Source organism: Kitasatospora sp. NPDC004799 (genome assembly GCF_040609095.1).
Classification (GTDB): Bacteria; Actinomycetota; Actinomycetes; order Streptomycetales; family Streptomycetaceae; genus Kitasatospora.
In genome coordinates this window covers 24,274-41,282 of the sequence record NZ_JBEXJK010000006.1, presented here as the reverse complement: position 1 = coordinate 41,282, position 17,009 = coordinate 24,274, and the positions used below count along the sequence as shown (strand labels likewise).

The following is a 17,009-nucleotide window of genomic DNA, read 5'->3' as shown; positions in this document are numbered from 1 at the left end:
TCGACGGCCGGGCACCCCTGTCGGGGACGCCCCGATCTCCCCAGCCTAATGGGCCCGCCGCGGCGGCTCCGCCGCGTCAGCCGACGACGGACGCCCCCGGCACCGGCCCGTGGGTGGCGTGCGCGGTCCGGCAGGTGCCGGAGGCCCGCAGCGCGTCGGCCACCGCGGCGGCGGCCTCGGCGTCCTTGACCAGGAAGGCGCAGGTCGGGCCGGAGCCGGAGACCAGCGCCCCGAGCGCGCCCGCCTCGGTGCCGGCCCGCAGGGTGGCGGCGAGCGCGGGGCGCAGCGAGAGCGCGGCGGGCTGGAGGTCGTTGGCGAGCGCGGCGGCCAGGGCGACGGCGTCGCCCTGGGCGAGCGCGGCGAGCAGGGCCGGGTCGGCGCCCGGGGTGGGGACGTCCGTGTCGCTGGAGCCGGTGCCGGCCTCCTCGCGCAGCCGGTCGCACTCGCGGAACACGGCGGGGGTGGACAGGCCGCCCTCGGCGACCGCGAAGACCCAGTGGAAGGTGCCCTCGACGGCCAGCGGCTCCAGGATCTCGCCCCGGCCGCGGCCCAGCGCGACGCCGCCGAGCAGGGCGAACGGCACGTCGGAGCCGAGTTCGGCGGCCAGCTCCAGCAGGACCGGGAGCGGGGTGTCCAGCTGCCAGAGCGCGTCGCAGGCGACCAGGGCCGCCGCGCCGTCGGCGCTGCCGCCGGCCATCCCGCCGGCCACCGGGATGGCCTTGGCGATGTGCAGGTGCACGCCCGGGTCGGCGATGCCGTGGTGGGCGGCGAGCAGCCGGGCGGCGCGGGCGGCGAGGTTGCTGTCGTCCAGCGGGACGACGGCGGCGTCCGGCCCGGTGCAGCTCAGCGTCACGCCCTCCCCCGCGGTGGCGGTGACCTCGTCCCCGAGGGCGACGGCGAAGAAGACGTTGGCCAGGTCGTGGAAGCCGTCGGCGCGCAGCCCGCCGACCCCCAGCTGGACGTTGACCTTGGCCGGTACCCGTACGGTGATCACGTGGCGTCCTTCGCGGGCTCGTGCGCAGCGGGCTCGTGCGCAGCGGGCTCGTGCGCAGCGGGCTCGTGCGCGGCGGGCTTGTGCTCGGCGATCGCGGCGAACTGCTCGACCGTCAGCATCTCGCCGCGCAGCTTGTGGTCGATGCCGGCCGCCGCGAGCGCCTGCTCGGCACCGGCGGCGGAGCCGGCCCAGCCGGCCAGCGCGGCGCGCAGGGTCTTGCGCCGCTGGGCGAACGCGGCGTCGACCACCGCGAACACCTCCTCGCGGCTGGCAGTGGTCTTCGGCGGCTCGCGGCGGATCAGCGAGACCAGCCCGGAGTCGACGTTGGGGGCGGGCCAGAACACGTTCCGCCCGATGGCGCCGGCCCGCTTCACGTCGGCGTACCAGTTGGCCTTGACCGACGGGACGCCGTACACCTTGTTGCCCGGCTTGGCGGCGAGCCGGTCGGCGACCTCGCTCTGCACCATCACCAGGGTCCGCTCGATGCTGGGGAAGGTCGCCAGCATGTGCAGCAGGACGGGCACCGCGACGTTGTACGGGAGGTTGGCGACCAGCGCGGTGGGCGCCGGCCCGGGCAGCTCGGTGACCTCCATGGCGTCGCTGAACACCAGGTCGAAGGCGTCCGCCTTGCCGGGCATCCGGGCCGCGACGGTGTCCGGCAGGTGCTGCGCCAGCACCGGGTCGATCTCGACCGCGGTCACGTGCCGCGCCACCTCCAGCAGCGCCAGCGTGAGCGAGCCGAGCCCCGGCCCGACCTCCACCACCGCGTCCTCGGCCGTCACCTCGGCGGCCCGGACGATCCGCCGCACGGTGTTGCCGTCGATGACGAAGTTCTGCCCGCGCTGCTTGGTCGGCTTCACGCCGAACGCGGCCGCCAGCTCCCGGATGTCGGCGCTGCCCAGCAAGGGGGTCCCCCCGGCCGGAGGCTGGGGGCGGCTGTCAGAGGTGGGGTCGGTGGTGCTCACGCGCCAAGGATACGGGCGCGCGGGGAACTCACAGTTCGACGACCTTCGCGAGGTCGATCTCCACGGGGTACGGGAGCGAGGTCCGGAGCACGCCCTCGTGCTGCGCGACGGGCAGGTAGACGCCCTTCTCCTCGTCCCGGTGGAACTCGTGGACGATCGGCAGGTTGTCGATGCCCCGCTCGACGCGCCAGTAGTAGGGGATGCCCTTCTCGGCGTACTGGCCGGGCTTGCGGAAACGGTCGGCAGCCCTCGTGCCGTAGGACACGACCTCGACAGTGAGTGCCACAGCCTCGGGCGGAACGCATTCCAGCTCGAAGACGTCGAGGCCGGTCTTGTCGAACACGACGACATCCGGCTTGGTCGTGTTGTCCTTGTCCAACAGCACACAACGCTCGACGTTGGCCGCGTAGGGCAACACCCGCGCGGCGAACAAGGCCATGAACAGCCGGTCCCGCACCTGGTCATGCCACTGATTCGTCTGCCCCCGGACCACGATGACTCCGTCCACCAGATCCCAATCGAACGGCAGGTCGAGGGTCTTGGCCTGCTCGTACGTCCAGTCCTGGGACAGCGCCCGCACCCACTCGGGGAGATCGTCAACGGGTTCATCGACAGGCTCGACGGGTTCGTTGATCGGCTCGGCGGTCATTGCCACCTCCCTCACTGCACTCATGCTAGCCAGCATCGCAGCGCCGCGAGAGTGCCGAACCGTTTCTCCCGAACCCGAAATCCGTTCGACCGGCTCAGTACCCGAAGGCCCGCGCCGTGTTCGCCGCGACGGCCGCCGCCAGCTCGTCCTCGTGCAGCCCCAGCGTCGCCGCCATCGACCGCACCGTGACCGGGATCAGGTACGGGGCGTTGGGGCGGCCCCGGTAGGGGTGCGGGGTGAGGAAGGGGGCGTCGGTCTCGACCAGGATCCGGTCCAGCGGGGTGGCGAGCAGGGCGTCGCGCAGCGGCTGGTTGGCCTTGAAGGTGACCGGGCCGGCGAAGGAGAGGTACCAGCCGTGCTCCGCGCACACCGCCGCCATCTCGGCGTCGCCGGAGTAGCAGTGGAAGACCGTCCGCTCCGGGGCGCCCTCCTCCAGCAGGACGGCGATGACGTCCTCGTGGGCGTCCCGGTCGTGGATGACCAGGGCCTTGCCGTGCCGCTTGGCCATCTCGATGTGGCGGCGGAACGACTCCTTCTGGATCTCCACGCCCTCCGGGCCGGTGCGGAAGTAGTCCAGCCCGGTCTCGCCGACCGCCAGCACCTGCGGCAGCGCGGCGAGCCGGTCGATCTCGGCGAGCGCCTCGTCCAGCGCGGCGGCGCCGCCGGCCTTCCGCTGCTGCCCGGACCAGCCGTCCGCGTCGCCGAGGAAGATCCGCGGCGCCTCGTTCGGGTGCAGGGCGACGGCCGCGTGCACCTGCTCGTACCGCGCCGCCAGTTCGGCGGCCCAGCGCGAGCCGGGCACGTCGCAGCCCACCTGGACCACCGTGGTGACCCCGACCGAGGCGGCCTTCGCTAGGCCCTCGGCCGGGGTGCCGGACTGCATGTCGAGGTGGGTGTGCGAGTCGGCCACCGCCACTGCCAGGGGTTCCGGCAGCGGCGGCGGGGTCGACCGGTCGTCGTCCTTGGCCATGTCAGGCGGTCGGCTTCTCTTCGAGGCGCGGGAACAGGATCTCGCCCTTGGTGACGGTGGCACCGGCGGGCAGCCGGCCCCAGTCGGCCGCGGTGGCGACGGTCTGCGCGGAGAGCGCGCCCAGCCCGGCGGCCTCGGCGCCCAGCGAGGTCCACAGCTTCTCGGCGGTGGACGGCATCACCGGGTTGAGCAGCACGGCGGTGGCCCGCAGCGCCTCGGCCGCGGTGTACAGGATGGTGGCCAGGCGGGCCCGGCCCTCGGCCGAGTCGTCCTTGGCGACCTTCCAGGGCTCCTGCTCGGTGAGGTAGCCGTTGACCTGCTTGACGAACTCGAAGATCGCCGCGAGGCCGCCGGCGAAGTCCAGCTCCTCGCCGATCTTCCGGTCGGCCGTCTCGACGGCCCTGGTCAGCCCGTCCGCCACGGCCTGCTCGGCGTCACCGGCCGCGGCGGCGGCCGGCAGCACCCCGTCGAAGTACTTGCCGACCATCGCGGCGACCCGGGAGGCCAGGTTGCCGAAGTCGTTGGCCAGCTCGGAGGTGTACCGGGCGGTGAAGTCCTCCCAGGAGAACGAGCCGTCGGTGCCGAACGGGATCGCCCGCAGGAAGTAGTAGCGGTACGCGTCCACGCCGAAGTGCGAGGTCAGATCGGTGGGCGCGATGCCGGTCAGGTTGGACTTGGACATCTTCTCGCCGCCGACCATCAGCCAGCCGTTGGCCACGACCCGCTTGGGCAGCGGCAGCCCGGCGGCCATCAGCATGGCGGGCCAGATGACGGCGTGGAACCGCAGGATGTCCTTGCCGACCAGGTGGACCGAGGCGGGCCACAGCTCGGCGAAGCGCTCCGGGTCGCTGCCGTAGCCGGCCGCGGTGATGTAGTTCTGCAGCGCGTCCACCCACACGTAGAGGACGTGCTTCTCGTCCCAGGGCAGCGGCACGCCCCAGTCGAAGGTGGAGCGGGAGATCGAGAGGTCCTTGAGGTCCTGCTCGACGAAGCGCAGCACCTCGTTGCGGGCCGAGGCCGGCTGGATGAAGTCCGGGTTGGCCGCGTAGAACTCCAGCAGCTGCGGGCCGTAGGCGGAGAGGCGGAAGAAGTAGTTCTCCTCCTCCAGCCACTCGACCGGCTTCTTGTGGACGGAGCAGAGCTTCTCGTCCGCGGTGGCGCCGTCGAGCAGCTCGGACGGGAGCTTGAACTCCTCGCAGCCGACGCAGTACGGGCCCTCGTAGCCGCCCTTGTAGATCTCGCCCTTGTCGAACAGGTCCTGGACGAACTCCTGCACCCGGTCGGTGTGCCGCGTCTCGGTGGTGCGGATGAAGTCGTCGTTGGCGATCTCCAGGTGCTCCCAGAGCGGCTTCCAGGCTTCCTCGACCAGCTTGTCGCACCACTCCTGCGGGGTGACGCCGTTCGCCTCGGCGGTCCGCATGATCTTCTGACCGTGCTCGTCGGTGCCGGTCAGGTACCACACCTTCTCGCCGCGCTGGCGGTGCCAGCGGGTGAGGACGTCGCCCGCCACGGTGGTGTACGCGTGGCCCAGGTGCGGGCGATCGTTGACGTAGTAGATCGGGGTGGTAACGAAGTACGCCGGGGCGCTCGCCCCGGTGGTGCTGTGGTCTGCAGTGGCCGCCATGGTCGGAAAGCTTAGTCGGGCGCGGGGACCGCCCTCGACCGAGTTCTCTCCCGGCCGGGGGCGGTCCCTTCCGTCGCCCCGGTGTCAGCCCAGCAGCCGCGACCAGAACCGGGCCCAGCGTCCGCGCGGCCGGACGGGCTCGGCGACCGGGGGCGTACCGGTCGCCGCGGGCGTCCCGGTCACCGGGGGCGGCCCGGCCGGCTCGGCGTGCGCCGGGTAGCCGGGGGCGTGCTGCCAGGGCTGGTCCGCGGAGGCGCGGGCCACCCCGCCCTCGCGCATGATCCGTACGGTGTGGCCGCCGCACCCCGGGCAGGTCGGCTGGAGCAGCGGGGACGGCACCCGGACGCCGTTGGCGTGGTACTCGAACACGACGTGTCCGTCCTTGGCCACGTGGTGCTCGATGTCGTACGCCTGCTCCCAGCCGTACCCGCAGCGCAGGCACGCGAAGGAGTAGGCCTCCCGTACGGTCTCGACGGGAGTGTGCGGCCGGCCGGCCAGACCGGCGGTGCTCAGTGCGCTGCCACTGCGGGGGCTACCGACAACTTCACTCATAGCCGTCTCCCAGCGCCCGCCGGACGCTCGTCCGGCTGGGTCTTTCCCTTCCAGGAAATGCCCGGACCGCCTCGGCCGACGCCCCACTTGTGAAGACTTGGATGCGGGTTGGGGAGCCCTATACGAAGGGCCCTCCCAGGACCGGAACCGCTACCGGAACTTCAGCTCGGCGGGTGTTTACCGGGGCCTTCTCTCCACGGTACGACTCCCCGTGAGCAACGCAACCCCCGGGCGTTCACCCCTTCCCCGGGCCGCTCTCCAGGCCCTCCCGCTTCGCCGCCACGACCGCGTCGAAGACCTCCCGCTTGGGCAGCGAGAGCTCCACTGCGACGGCCGCGATGGCCTCCTTGCGCCGCTCCCCGGCCTCCTCGCGGACGGCCACCAGCCGGGCCAGCTCGGCCGGGGTCAGCTCCTGCGGCGCGGCCGGCGGGGCGCCGGCGACCACCACGGTGATCTCCCCCTTGACGCCCTCGGCCGCCCAGGCCGCCAGCTCGCCGATCGGCCCGCGCTTGACCTCCTCGTAGGTCTTGGTCAGCTCGCGGCAGACGGCGGCCGGCCGCTCCGGCCCGAACGCCCCGGCCATCGCCGTCAGCGCCTCGGCGATCCGGTGCGGCGCCTCGAAGAAGACCATGGTGCGCGGCTCGGCGGCGATCGAGGCGAGCTGCCGGGCCCGGTCGCCGCTCTTGCGCGGCAGGAAGCCCTCGAAGGTGAAGCGGTCCACCGGCAGTCCGGAGAGCGCGAGCGCGGTGAGCACCGCCGAGGGCCCGGGCACCGCGGTGACCTTGACGTCGGCGGCCACGGCGGCGGCGACCAGCCGGTAGCCGGGGTCGGACACCGAGGGCATGCCGGCGTCGGTGACCAGCAGCACCCGGGCGCCGCCGAGCAGCGCCTCGACCAGTTCGGGGGTGCGGCCGACCTCGTTGCCCTCGAAGTAGGAGACCACCCGGCCCGCCGGGGTCACCCCGAGCGCCTGGGTGAGCCGGCGCAGCCGCCGGGTGTCCTCGGCGGCGATCACGTCCGCCGTCGCCAGTTCGTTGACCAGCCGGGGCGGGGCGTCCGAGACGTCGCCGATGGGGGTGCCTGCGAGAACGAGTACTCCTGTCACGGTCCCCATCCTCGCAGCTGTCGCGCGCCCGGGGCTTTTGGTGACGATTCGGTCAGCTTCCGAGGGAGCGGACACACGTGCGAGGAGCGCCCCTACGATGTGGCGGATGAACGGCGACACGGCGGCGCGCACGCCCACTGGTACGGACCACTCCGCGTACGGCGGCGTCGGCCTGCCGTCACCGCGCTCCCCGCGGACCGGGCCGGTCGGCTGGCGCGAGCGCCTGGCGGCGTACGGCTACCGCGCCCGCCCCACGGGGACGCTCACCGAGCGCCTGGTGCCGCCGATGCCGGACGGCCCGCGGGTGACGCCCCGGGACGTGCCGCAGTCGCCGCTGCTGCTGCGGATGGGCCTCTCGCTGCCGCAGGGCCTCTGGTTCTTCCTCTGCCGCTGGGCCGGCTGGCTGGGCCCGATCGCGGTGGCGCTCTTCGCCGGCCTGCTGCGGTTCACCGGCCTCGGCCAGCCGCACGCGATCATCTTCGACGAGACGTACTACGCCAAGGACGCCTACGCGCTCTGGCACGGCGGCTACGAGATCAGCTGGCCGGAGGACGCCAACAGCACGATCATGACGCCCGGCGCGGCCGTCCCGTACCGGGCGACGCCCTCGTACGTGGTGCACCCGCCGGTGGGCAAGTGGATCATCGGTGCGGGCGAGCAGCTGTTCGGCATGAACCCCTTCGGCTGGCGGTTCGCGGTGGCCCTGCTCGGCACCCTGTCGGTGCTGATGGTCGCCCGGATCGCCCGCCGGATGTTCCGCTCCACCCTGCTGGGCTGCGTGGCGGGCCTGCTGCTCTCGGTGGACGGGCTGCACCTGGTGCTCAGCCGGGCCGCGCTGCTCGACCTGGTGGTGATGTTCTGGACCCTCGCCGCCTTCGGCTTCCTGCTCCTGGACCGCGACCGCACCCGGGCCCTGCTGGCCCGGAAGCTGGGCGGGGTCGAGGACCCGCGGCTCGCCCAGCGGGTGAACCTGGGCTGGCGCCCGTACCGGATCGCGGCCGGCGTCTGCATCGGCCTGACCTGCGCCACCAAGTGGAGCGGCCTGTACGTGATGGCGGCCTTCGGCCTGCTGACCGTGCTCTGGGACGTCGGCGCCCGCCGCCTGGCCGGCGCCCCGCGCCCGTACCTGGCGGTGCTCGCCCGGGACGTCGCGCCGGCCTTCGCCTCGGTCGTCGTGGTCCCGATCGCGGTCTACGTCGGCTCCTGGTGGGGCTGGTTCGCCAGCAGCACCGCCCCCGGCCAGGGCGGCTGGGGCCGGGACTGGGCGGTCGGCCGCTCGACCGACTACCCGTGGATACCCGAGGCCGTGCGCGCCCTGTGGCACTACCACTCGACGGTCTACGACTTCCACGTCGGTCTGAGCGACCCGCACACCTACCAGTCCAACCCGTGGTCCTGGCTGGTGCTGGGCCGGCCGGTGTCCTTCTACTACGAGTCCCCCAAGTACGGCCAGGCCGGCTGCACCGCCGCCGACTGCGCCCGCGAGGTGCTGGGCATCGGCACCCCGCTGCTGTGGTGGACGGGCGTCGCGGCGCTGGTCTACTGCCTGTGGCGCTGGGCGGCCCGGCGGGACTGGCGGGCCGGCGCGCTGCTCTGCGGCCTGGCCGCCGGCTACCTGCCCTGGTTCGCCTACCAGCAGCGGACGATCTTCCTCTTCTACGCGGTGGTCTTCGTCCCGTTCCTGGTGCTCGCGGTGACGATGCTGATCGGCGCCCTGATCGGCCCGGCCGGCGCCTCCCGGGACCGCCGGCTCATCGGCTCCACGGCGGCGGGCCTGCTGATCCTGCTGATCGTCTGGAACTTCCTCTTCTTCTACCCGCTCTTCACCGGGCAGACGATCCCGCTGGACGACTGGCGCCGCCGGATGTGGTTCAACACCTGGATCTGACCGCTCCCGCGGTCTCCACCGCGTTCCCCCGAACCGTCCGTATGCGGTGCACACCACGTACCAGATCCGTCACAAGTCCCCGGCGATTCGCCGACGCACCGATCCGGGCTGCCTAGGGTGGAGGGGTACCGCGTTTCCGGCCCCGGCCGGTTGCGCCCGGCCGCGAGACCCCTGGGGGAACTGCACCATGCGCAGTGGCGCGAAGATCGGCATCATCACCGGCGTGTCCATCGCCGTCCTCGCGGGCGGCGGCTACGGCGTGTACAGCCTGGTGAGCGGCTCGGACGGGCCCGGGGCCAAGAAGCCCCGCACGGTGGTCGCCGAACCGCCGTCGGCCGAGCAGGCGGCGGCCGGTCTGAAGGACTTCCTGGCGGCCTGGTCGGCCGGCGACATCGCCAAGGCGGCCTCGCTGACCGACGACCCGGCCGCGGCCACCACCGCGCTGACCGCCTTCCGGGACCAGGTCAAGCCGAGCGCGCTGACCCTCACCCCGTTCGGGCCGACCACCCAGCAGGTCTTCTCCGCCGCCACCGGCACCCCCGCCCCGGCCGCCAAGCCCTCCGCCGCGGCCTCCGCGACGCCCGGGGCGACCGACGCGCCGGGCGGCGACTCCCCGTCCCCCAGCGCGACGCCCGGGCCCACCGGCACGCTGATGTCCTACAAGGCGCGCGCGGAGTTCGCGGGCACCAACCGGGCCTGGGACTACCAGGGCTTCCTGGGCGTCGTGAAGATGAGCGACAACACCCCGGCCGTGCACTGGGCCCCGTCGGTGATCCACCCCCACCTGTCCGGCAACGAGACCATCGCCGTCCAGCCGGTCTACGCCCCGCCGTCCACCGTGGTCGACCGCAACGGCAAGCCGGTCCAGGGCGCCTCGCTCACCCCGGCGCTGATCAGCACCCTCCAGGAGAACGCCAACAAGCTGCTGCCGCCGGACCCGGCCAAGGAGCAGGACGCGGGCAGCGCGGTGGTGATCACCGACCCGGCCGGCAAGGGCGCCCAGGACAAGCTGTTCACCATCGTGGAGCCGAAGCCCGGCAAGCCGTTCAAGGTGACCATCGACAACACCCTCCAGGCCGCCGCCGAGAAGGCGATGACCGACCTGGGCGGCAAGCCCGGCTCCATCGTCGCGATCGAGCCGAGCACCGGCCAGGTGCTGGCCTTCGCCAACTCGCCGGCCAACGGCCAGAACCGGGCCTTCACCGGGCTGCTCGCGCCGGGCTCGACGATGAAGATCGTCACCTCGGCGGCGCTGCTGGAGGCCGGGATCAACCCGGACTCGGTGGTGGCCTGCCCGGAGAAGAGCGGCAACGCGCACCCGATCCCGAACTCGTTCCCGGGCGCCTTCCCGAACAACACGCTCCAGCAGGACTTCATGATGTCCTGCAACACGGCCTTCATCAACCAGGGCCTGGCCAGCCTCAAGCCCGAGACGCTGTCCGGCACGGCCAAGGACGTGTTCGGCATCGGCCTGGAGTGGAAGACCGGCCTGCCGAACGCCGACGGCAAGGTGCCGGCGACCCCGGGCAGCAAGGACGAGCAGGCGATGAACTACATCGGCCAGGGCAAGGTCCAGATGAACCCGCTGGCCATCGCCTCGGTCACCGCCACCGTGCAGAACGGCGAGTTCAAGCAGCCGGTCCTGGTCGCCGAGCTGCCGCAGCAGAAGGCCGCCCGCCCGCTTTCCCCGGACGTGGCCGCCAAGCTGAAGGCGATGATGGCCGCCACCGCCACCGGCGGCACCGCCAAGGACGTGATGGCCGGGATCACCGACAACGCGGGCGCCAAGACCGGCTCCGCCGAGGTCGCCGGCGTCGACGTCACCAACAGCTGGTTCACCGCGTACCGCGGCAACATCGCGGTGGCCTCCGAGGTGCAGGGCGGCGGCCACGGCGTGGACGCGGCCGGCCCGGCCGTCGCCGCCATCCTGAAGGCCGCCGGCAGCCGCTGAGCCCGGCGGGGGTCGAGGGGGCGCGGTCCTCCTCGACCCCCGCGGCCCTCCCCTCAGCCCCGCCGCAGCGCGGGCAGCGGCCTCCCCCGCACCCGGCCGGGCGGGACCGGGCGCCGGCTGCTCCAGCGCCGGGCCGCCAGCCGGGGCCAGATCATCAGCACGGCCGGCAGCGCCAGGTAACCGAACCGCCCGGCCGGGGCCAGCATGAAGGCGATCGCCAGCCCGGCCGCCAGCAGGTCGGCCGCGGCGATCGCGGAGACCGGCGGCCGGGCCAGCAGCCAGATCGCCACCCCGATCAGGGCGATGGTCATCAGCGCCATCGAGATGGAGTGCCCGACCGGCCCGAAGCCGGCCAGCACCTTGCCGGGCAGCGGGCTGCCGGCGGGGGTCCGGATCGCGGTCATCCCGAGCGGGAAGCGCACCACCTGCTCGGCCAGCGCGTCCGCCTGGGTGACCACGGACGGCAGGATCACCACCGCGCTCACCCCGACCCCGATCAGCGCGGTCCGGGCCGCGGGCCGCCGCCCGTACAGCCGCCAGAGCAGCAGGACGGCGACCGGCAGCGCGGGCCAGGCCGTCCACTTCAGGGTGCAGGCGAGGGCGAGCACCAGCCCGGCGCCGACCGTGCGGTCCCGCTCGGCGAGCGCCATGGCCAGGCAGCAGACCCCGATCAGCGGCAGGTCCACCCCGCCGACCACCAGGGCCAGCGCGATCAGCGGCGAGGCGGTGAGGACGGCCAGCGGCAGCAGCGGCGCCCGGTCCCTGGAGGGCCGCAGCAGCCGCCAGGCGGCCAGCAGGCAGGCGAAGAAGGTCAGCGCGAACCAGATCCGGGCGTCCCCGGCGACCCGCGCGAAGGCGGTGGAGTCCCCGAGCAGCTGGCGCGGCATCCCGAACAGGGACATCGCCGGCAGGTACGGGTTGTAGTCGGTGACCACCACCGGGTGCGGCAGGTACGCGGTGCCGGTGGTGAGCAGCAGGTGGGCCGAGCGTTCGACCACCATGACCTCGGACTGGTGGCGGCCGTGCAGGGCGAGCAGTCCGAGCGGGACGAGGACGGCCCCGACGAGGGCGACCGAGGCCGCCGCGTGGGCCGCGACGCGGCGCGGCAGGGTCAGGCAGAGCAGTCCGGCCAGGGCGTAGGCGGGGGCCGCGATCAGGCCCCAGAGCCGCTGGTTGGCCAGGTCGGAGACGAGCGGGAAGGCGGCGGCCCAGCCGGCCGCGATCAGGCAGCCGAGCAGTTGGACGGTCCGCATCGAGGCGAGCTCGGCGAGGCCGGCGGCGCTGAGCCGGTCGGGCGTGGGCGGAAAGGTGCTCTCGCCGCGCTGGCGGGGGAACGGCCGGGTGGAGAAGCCGCGCGGCGGCCGTCCGGCTCGGGACGACGCCTCGGTCGCGGAGGCCTGGGCCGGCGTTCTGCGGCGGCCGGTGAAGCGGCCGCGCGGGCGGGAGAAGCCGGGCGTGCGGGTGCTCACCATGGTGGAAGGTTAGGGGTGGGAGCCGGGCCCTGTCGCCATGGCGAAGGACACCGGACGGGCGGTGGCGCGAAAAGGGCCGCCGGGTGCCTCGGCGGTCGGCGGCCCTTCACGCGGGGTTTGCTCGCCGGTCAGCCGGCGGTGCTGTCCGAGGTCACGGACTGCGGCTCGGTCTGCTCCAGCCGGGAGTGCTTGATGCTGTAGCCGAAGTAGACCACCACGGCGACGGCGAGGGCGATCGCGCCGGCCCGGAAGGTGTCCGCGTGCAGGCCGGTGATCAGGTAGACGCAGAAGGCGACGCTGATCAGCGGGACGACCGGGTAGCCGGGCACCCGGAAGCCGCGCGGCAGGTCGGGCTGGGTGCGGCGCAGCACGATCACGCCGATCGAGACCACCGAGAAGGCGATGAGCGTCCCGAGGCTGGTGATGTCGGCCAGGATGTTCAGCGGGACGAACGCGGCCAGCGCGCCGACGCCGAGGCCCACCACGAGGGTGTTCCACACCGGGGTGCCGCTGCGCGGGGAGAGCTCGGCGAAGCGCCGGGGCAGCATGCCGTCGCGGCCCATCGAGTACAGGATGCGGGTCTGGCCGTAGATCACCACGAGGGTGATGCTGAAGATCGAGACGATCGCGCCGACCGCGAAGAGCATCGCGGGCCAGCTCTGGCCGGTGATGTCCTGGAGGATCTGGGCGAGGCCGGCCTCCTGGCCGTCGAACTTCTGCCAGGGCTGGGCGCCGATGCCGGCCAGGGCGACCAGGATGTAGAGCAGGGTCACCACGACCAGCGAGATGATGATCGCCAGCGGCAGGGTGCGGCGCGGGTTCTTGACCTCCTCACCGGCGGTGGACACGGCGTCCAGGCCGATGAAGGAGAAGAAGATGCTGGACGCGGCGATCTGCACGCCGCCGATGCCGAGCGGCATGAACGGGGTCAGGTTGCCGGAGTGGAAGCCGGTGAGCGCCACGCCGATGAACAGGATCAGGATCAGGATCTTGATCGCGACCATCGCCGCGTTGACCTTCACCGACTCGCTGACGCCGCGGATCAGCAGGACGCAGACCATGGCGACCAGCAGCAGGGCCGGCAGGTTGAACCAGTGGCCGTCGCCCGGCGCGCCGGACAGCTGCTCGGGGATCTTGACCCCGAAGGCCAGGTCGAGGAACTTGTTCAGGTACTCGGCCCAGCTGACCGCGATCGCGGAGGCGGAGACGCCGTACTCCATCAGCAGGCAGATGCCGACGCCGAAGGCGACGCCCTCGCCGAGGGTGGCGTAGGCGTAGGAGTACGAGGAGCCGGAGACCGGGATCGCGGAGGCCATCTCGGCGTAGCAGAGCGCGGTGAGTCCGGCGGTGACCGCGGCGATCACGAAGGACAGGATGACGGCCGGGCCGGCCGAGGGCACCGCGGTGTTCAGCACGAAGAAGATGCCGGTGCCGATGGTGGCGCCGATGCCGATCGAGGACAGCTGCCACAGGCCGATCGAGCGGCGCAGGTGGATGCCGGAGCGCCCGCCCTCCTCGGGCGCGCCGGCCGGGAGGGCGTCCTTGCCTTCGGTCTCAGCGATCAGTGTCGAGACGGGCTTGCGTCGCAGCAGACGCGCACCAAGGGTGTTGCTGGCCAAAACTGCGGTCCTTCTAGGCGGGGGAGGGTGTCCTAGCGGCTGGTCACCCGCAACACCCTGGGGTGTCGGGGGATCAACCGAACAAACATGGGACAGTACCCGGCGAAAGCACCAGTGTCGCAAACGAACAGTCCCAACCGGCGCATTGTCCTAATCGGCAGATATCGCTGTACAAACCGGACACTTCGTAAACGGCGCTTCTACCACTCGGCAGTTAAAGCGGCAGCTCAGCGTGCCTGCACCGGTTGCGCGGACCACCCGCCGCTCGTGGTGGTCACCCGCCGCTCGTGGTGATCACCCGCCGAGCACCGCCCGCATCACCGAGCGGGCGATCGGCGCGGCCAGCGCACCGCCCGTCACGTCGGTGGCGTCACTGTCCGCGACCACCACGGCCACCGCCACCGGCGGCACCGCCGCCGAGCCGGCCGGCGCGGCCCAGGCGATGAACCAGGCGTACGGCGTCCCGCTGTTGCCCACGCCGTGCTGGGCCGTCCCGGTCTTGCCGCCGACCACCGCCCCGGCGATCCGGGCGTTGCCGCCGGTGCCGTGCTCCACCACGTCGGTCATCAGCCCGCGCAGCTGGGCGGCCACCGCCGGGGTCACCGCCCGCCGGTAGACGGACGGCTCCGTCCGCTGCACCGTGGTGCCGTCGCCCGCGGTCAGCCGGTCCACGAGCCGCGGACGCATCACCGTCCCGTCGTTGGCGATCCCGGCCGCGACCATCGCCATCGCCAGCGGGGTGGCCGCGGTGTCGAACTGCCCGATCGAGGAGAGCGCCAGCTGCGACTCGTCCATCCGGGTGTCGAAGTTCGACCGCGCCGCGCGCACCGGGACGTCCACCCTCGCGTCGTTGAAGCTGAAGTCCGCGGCCGTCCCGGCCATCCGGTCCAGCCCGGTCCGCACCCCCAGGTAGCCCAGCACGCTGTTGCAGCTGAGGGTCATCGCGGCGGCCAGCGACAGGCCCGGCCGGTCGCAGGCCGGGGTGTCGTTGACCAGCGGCGTGGTCGTGCCGGGCAGCACGTACGGGAAGGGCGCCCCGGTCGGCGCGTCGGGATCGGTCACCACCCCGGCGGCCAGCGCGGCCGCGGCGGTGACCACCTTGAAGGTCGAGCCCGGCGGGTAGGTCTGGCGCAGCGCCCGGTTGAGCATCGGCTCGTCGGGGTCGGCCTGCAGCCGGTTCCAGGCCTCCTGGTCGTCGGCGCCGTACCCGGCGAAGGCGCCCGGGTCGTAGGACGGCGTGCTGGCCAGCGCCAGGATCCGCCCGGTGGCGGGCTCGATCGCGGCGACCGCGCCCTTCTGGCTCCCGAGCCCGCGCATCGCGGCCTGCTGGGCGGCCCGGTCCAGCGTGGTGTGGACGTCCCCGCCGGGGTTCTGCCGGCGGGTGACGGCATCCCGGAGCGACCAGCCCGCCAGCCGGCCGTCGGTGCCGGTCAGCAGCTCGTCCTCGGTCGCCTCCAGCTGGCTGGTGCCGTACGCCTGGGAGGCGAAGCCGGTGACCGCCGCGTAGGTCGGGCCGTCGGTGTAGCTGCGCCGGTACGCGTACCGGCCGCCGGTCGACTCGGAGCCGGTCACCCGGTCCGGGCCGACCAGGATGTCGCCGCGCGGCTGGGCGTACCGCTCGATGGTGAGCCGCTGATTGGCGCCGTTGCGGTCGAGCTCCCGCGCCTGGAACACCTGCACCCGGGTGGCCTGGGCGCACAGCGCCACGACCAGCAGCAAGCAGAAGGTGCCCGCCCGGCGGCCGGTGACCGAGATGCCGGGCAGCCCCTGCGGGCCGTTGCCCCTGGCCCGGACGCGCGCCATCAGGCCTCCCTCGGAGTCGACCGCCGGGCGATGTCGCTCATCCGCACCAGCAGCGCGACGATGATCCAGTTGGTGACCACCGAGGAGCCGCCCTGGGCGATGAACGGCATGGTCATCCCGGTCAGCGGGATCAGCGCGAGCACCCCGCCCGCCACCACGAACACCTGGAGGCCGACGATCGCGGCCAGCCCGATCGCCAGCAGCCGCCCGAACGGGTCGCGCAGCGCGATGCCGGTCCGGAAGCCGCGCGAGACCAGCGCCGCGTACAGCAGGAAGACCGCGATCAGCCCGGTCAGCCCGAGCTCCTCGCCGATGGTGGCGAGGATGAAGTCCGACTTGGCGGCGAAGCCGATCAGCACCGAGTGCCCGTTGCCGAGCCCGGTGCCCAGCTCGCCGCCCCAGGCGAAGGCGAACAGCGACTGGGCGATCTGGTTGGCGCCCCGGCCCGCCGCGATCGAGCCCAGCGGGTCCAGCCAGTCCGCGACCCGGCTGTGCACGTGCGGCGAGAGCCACCCCACCGTCACCGCCCCGACGGCGGCCAGGCCCAGGCCGATGGCGATCCAGCCGGTGCGCGCGGTGGCCACGTAGAGCATCACCACGAACAGGCCGAAGAACAGCAGCGAGGTGCCGAGGTCGGTCTCCAGCACCAGGACGCCGAGGAACGCCGCCCAGATCAGCAGCACCGGCCCGAGCACCCGCCCGCGCGGCAGCTGCCAGCGCCAGACCCGGCGGCCGGTGAGCGCCAGCGCGTCCCGGTGCACCGCCAGGTACGCGGCGAAGAAGACGGCCAGCAGGATCTTGGCGAACTCCCCCGGCTGGAAGGAGAGCGGCCCGATCACGATCCAGATCCGGGAGCCGTACACCGGCGGGAAGAAGATCGGCAGCACCAGCAGGACCAGCGCCACCAGCGCCCCGAGGTAGGCGTAGCGCCGCAGCCGCCGGTGGTCGCGCACCAGCAGCACCACCGCGACGAACAGCGCCACCCCCAGGGCCGACCAGAGCAGCTGGGTGGGGGCGGCGGCGGCGCGCCCCGGGGTGGCCCGGTCGAGCCGGTGGATCACCACCAGCCCGATCCCGTTCAGCAGCACCGCGACCGGCAGCAGCAGCGGGTCCGCGTACCGGGCCCGCCACCGGACCACGAGGTGCGCCGCCAGGGCGAGCACGCCGAGCGCGGCGCCGTACTCGGCCGCGTCGGCCGGGACCCGCCCGTCCAGGTTGACGCCGACCTCGACGTAGCCGAACACGGCGATCAGGACGGCGCCGAGCACCAGGACGAGCTCGGTGGTGCGCCCGGTCGGCACCGGCCGGCTCGGCCCGGCGGCGGGTCTCGCCACGGTGGAGGGTGTCGCCACGGACCGTCCTGGGGGTCGCACTCGCGGGAGGGCGGGAAGGGGCGGCCGTCAGGCGGACGCGCCCG

Annotated in this window: 13 protein-coding genes; 2 read left to right on the top strand and 11 right to left on the bottom strand. The window is 73.2% G+C overall.

Annotated features, from left to right (window positions below; all coding sequences use genetic code 11):
- Window positions 1–76: 76 nt before the first annotated feature.
- The 7 genes from ABZW03_RS01775 to rsmI all read right to left on the bottom strand — a co-directional run bounded on the left by ABZW03_RS01775 (window position 77) and on the right by rsmI (window position 6,859).
- Window positions 77–994 (bottom strand): 4-(cytidine 5'-diphospho)-2-C-methyl-D-erythritol kinase, encoded by a 918-nt coding sequence (locus ABZW03_RS01775; protein WP_355250560.1) that lies wholly within the window; start codon window positions 992–994, stop codon window positions 77–79.
- A complete protein-coding gene (gene rsmA / locus ABZW03_RS01770; protein ID WP_355250557.1) occupies window positions 991–1,959 on the bottom strand; it encodes a 16S rRNA (adenine(1518)-N(6)/adenine(1519)-N(6))-dimethyltransferase RsmA in 969 nt (322 codons plus the stop codon). Before rsmA ends, ABZW03_RS01775 begins: the two co-directional genes overlap by 4 nt.
- Before the next feature lie 28 nt (window positions 1,960–1,987).
- On the bottom strand, window positions 1,988–2,608 hold the full coding sequence (locus ABZW03_RS01765; RefSeq protein WP_355250554.1) for a Uma2 family endonuclease: 621 nt from the start codon (window positions 2,606–2,608) through the stop codon (window positions 1,988–1,990).
- A gap of 94 nt (window positions 2,609–2,702) precedes the next feature.
- A complete protein-coding gene (locus ABZW03_RS01760) occupies window positions 2,703–3,578 on the bottom strand; it encodes a TatD family hydrolase (protein ID WP_355250551.1) in 876 nt (291 codons plus the stop codon).
- A gap of 1 nt (window position 3,579) precedes the next feature.
- Window positions 3,580–5,202: a methionine--tRNA ligase gene (metG, locus tag ABZW03_RS01755; RefSeq protein WP_355250548.1), complete on the bottom strand. Its 1,623-nt coding sequence runs from the start codon at window positions 5,200–5,202 to the stop codon at window positions 3,580–3,582.
- A gap of 84 nt (window positions 5,203–5,286) precedes the next feature.
- Window positions 5,287–5,754 carry a hypothetical protein gene (locus ABZW03_RS01750; protein WP_355250545.1) on the bottom strand — a complete coding sequence of 156 codons (468 nt, stop codon included), beginning with the start codon at window positions 5,752–5,754 and terminating at the stop codon, window positions 5,287–5,289.
- Between the two features lie 235 nt (window positions 5,755–5,989).
- Window positions 5,990–6,859 (bottom strand): 16S rRNA (cytidine(1402)-2'-O)-methyltransferase, encoded by an 870-nt coding sequence (gene rsmI / locus ABZW03_RS01745; RefSeq protein ID WP_355250542.1) that lies wholly within the window; start codon window positions 6,857–6,859, stop codon window positions 5,990–5,992.
- A gap of 106 nt (window positions 6,860–6,965) precedes the next feature.
- Here rsmI and ABZW03_RS01740 point away from each other — a divergent pair, with 106 nt between their 5' ends.
- Both ABZW03_RS01740 and ABZW03_RS01735 read left to right on the top strand, forming a co-directional pair.
- A complete protein-coding gene (locus tag ABZW03_RS01740) occupies window positions 6,966–8,747 on the top strand; it encodes a phospholipid carrier-dependent glycosyltransferase (RefSeq protein ID WP_355250539.1) in 1,782 nt (593 codons plus the stop codon).
- A gap of 187 nt (window positions 8,748–8,934) precedes the next feature.
- Window positions 8,935–10,698 (top strand): penicillin-binding transpeptidase domain-containing protein, encoded by a 1,764-nt coding sequence (locus ABZW03_RS01735; protein ID WP_355250536.1) that lies wholly within the window; start codon window positions 8,935–8,937, stop codon window positions 10,696–10,698.
- Between the two features lie 53 nt (window positions 10,699–10,751).
- On the opposite strand, the gene ABZW03_RS01730 is transcribed toward ABZW03_RS01735, so the two are convergent.
- From ABZW03_RS01730 to ABZW03_RS01715, 4 genes are all read right to left on the bottom strand, one after another.
- The gene (locus ABZW03_RS01730) at window positions 10,752–12,170 is read right to left on the bottom strand and encodes a glycosyltransferase 87 family protein (RefSeq protein WP_355250533.1); all 1,419 of its coding nucleotides are present in this window, start codon (window positions 12,168–12,170) and stop codon (window positions 10,752–10,754) included.
- A gap of 128 nt (window positions 12,171–12,298) precedes the next feature.
- Entirely contained in the window at window positions 12,299–13,789 is a 1,491-nt protein-coding gene (locus ABZW03_RS01725; RefSeq protein ID WP_355250530.1) for an amino acid permease, read from the bottom strand.
- A gap of 294 nt (window positions 13,790–14,083) precedes the next feature.
- Entirely contained in the window at window positions 14,084–15,592 is a 1,509-nt protein-coding gene (locus ABZW03_RS01720; RefSeq protein WP_355250527.1) for a penicillin-binding transpeptidase domain-containing protein, read from the bottom strand.
- Window positions 15,592–16,926, bottom strand: coding sequence for an FtsW/RodA/SpoVE family cell cycle protein (locus tag ABZW03_RS01715; protein ID WP_355250605.1), 1,335 nt, complete (start codon window positions 16,924–16,926; stop codon window positions 15,592–15,594). The genes ABZW03_RS01720 and ABZW03_RS01715 overlap by 1 nt, the downstream gene beginning before the upstream one ends.
- Between the last annotated feature and the right edge of the window lie 83 nt (window positions 16,927–17,009).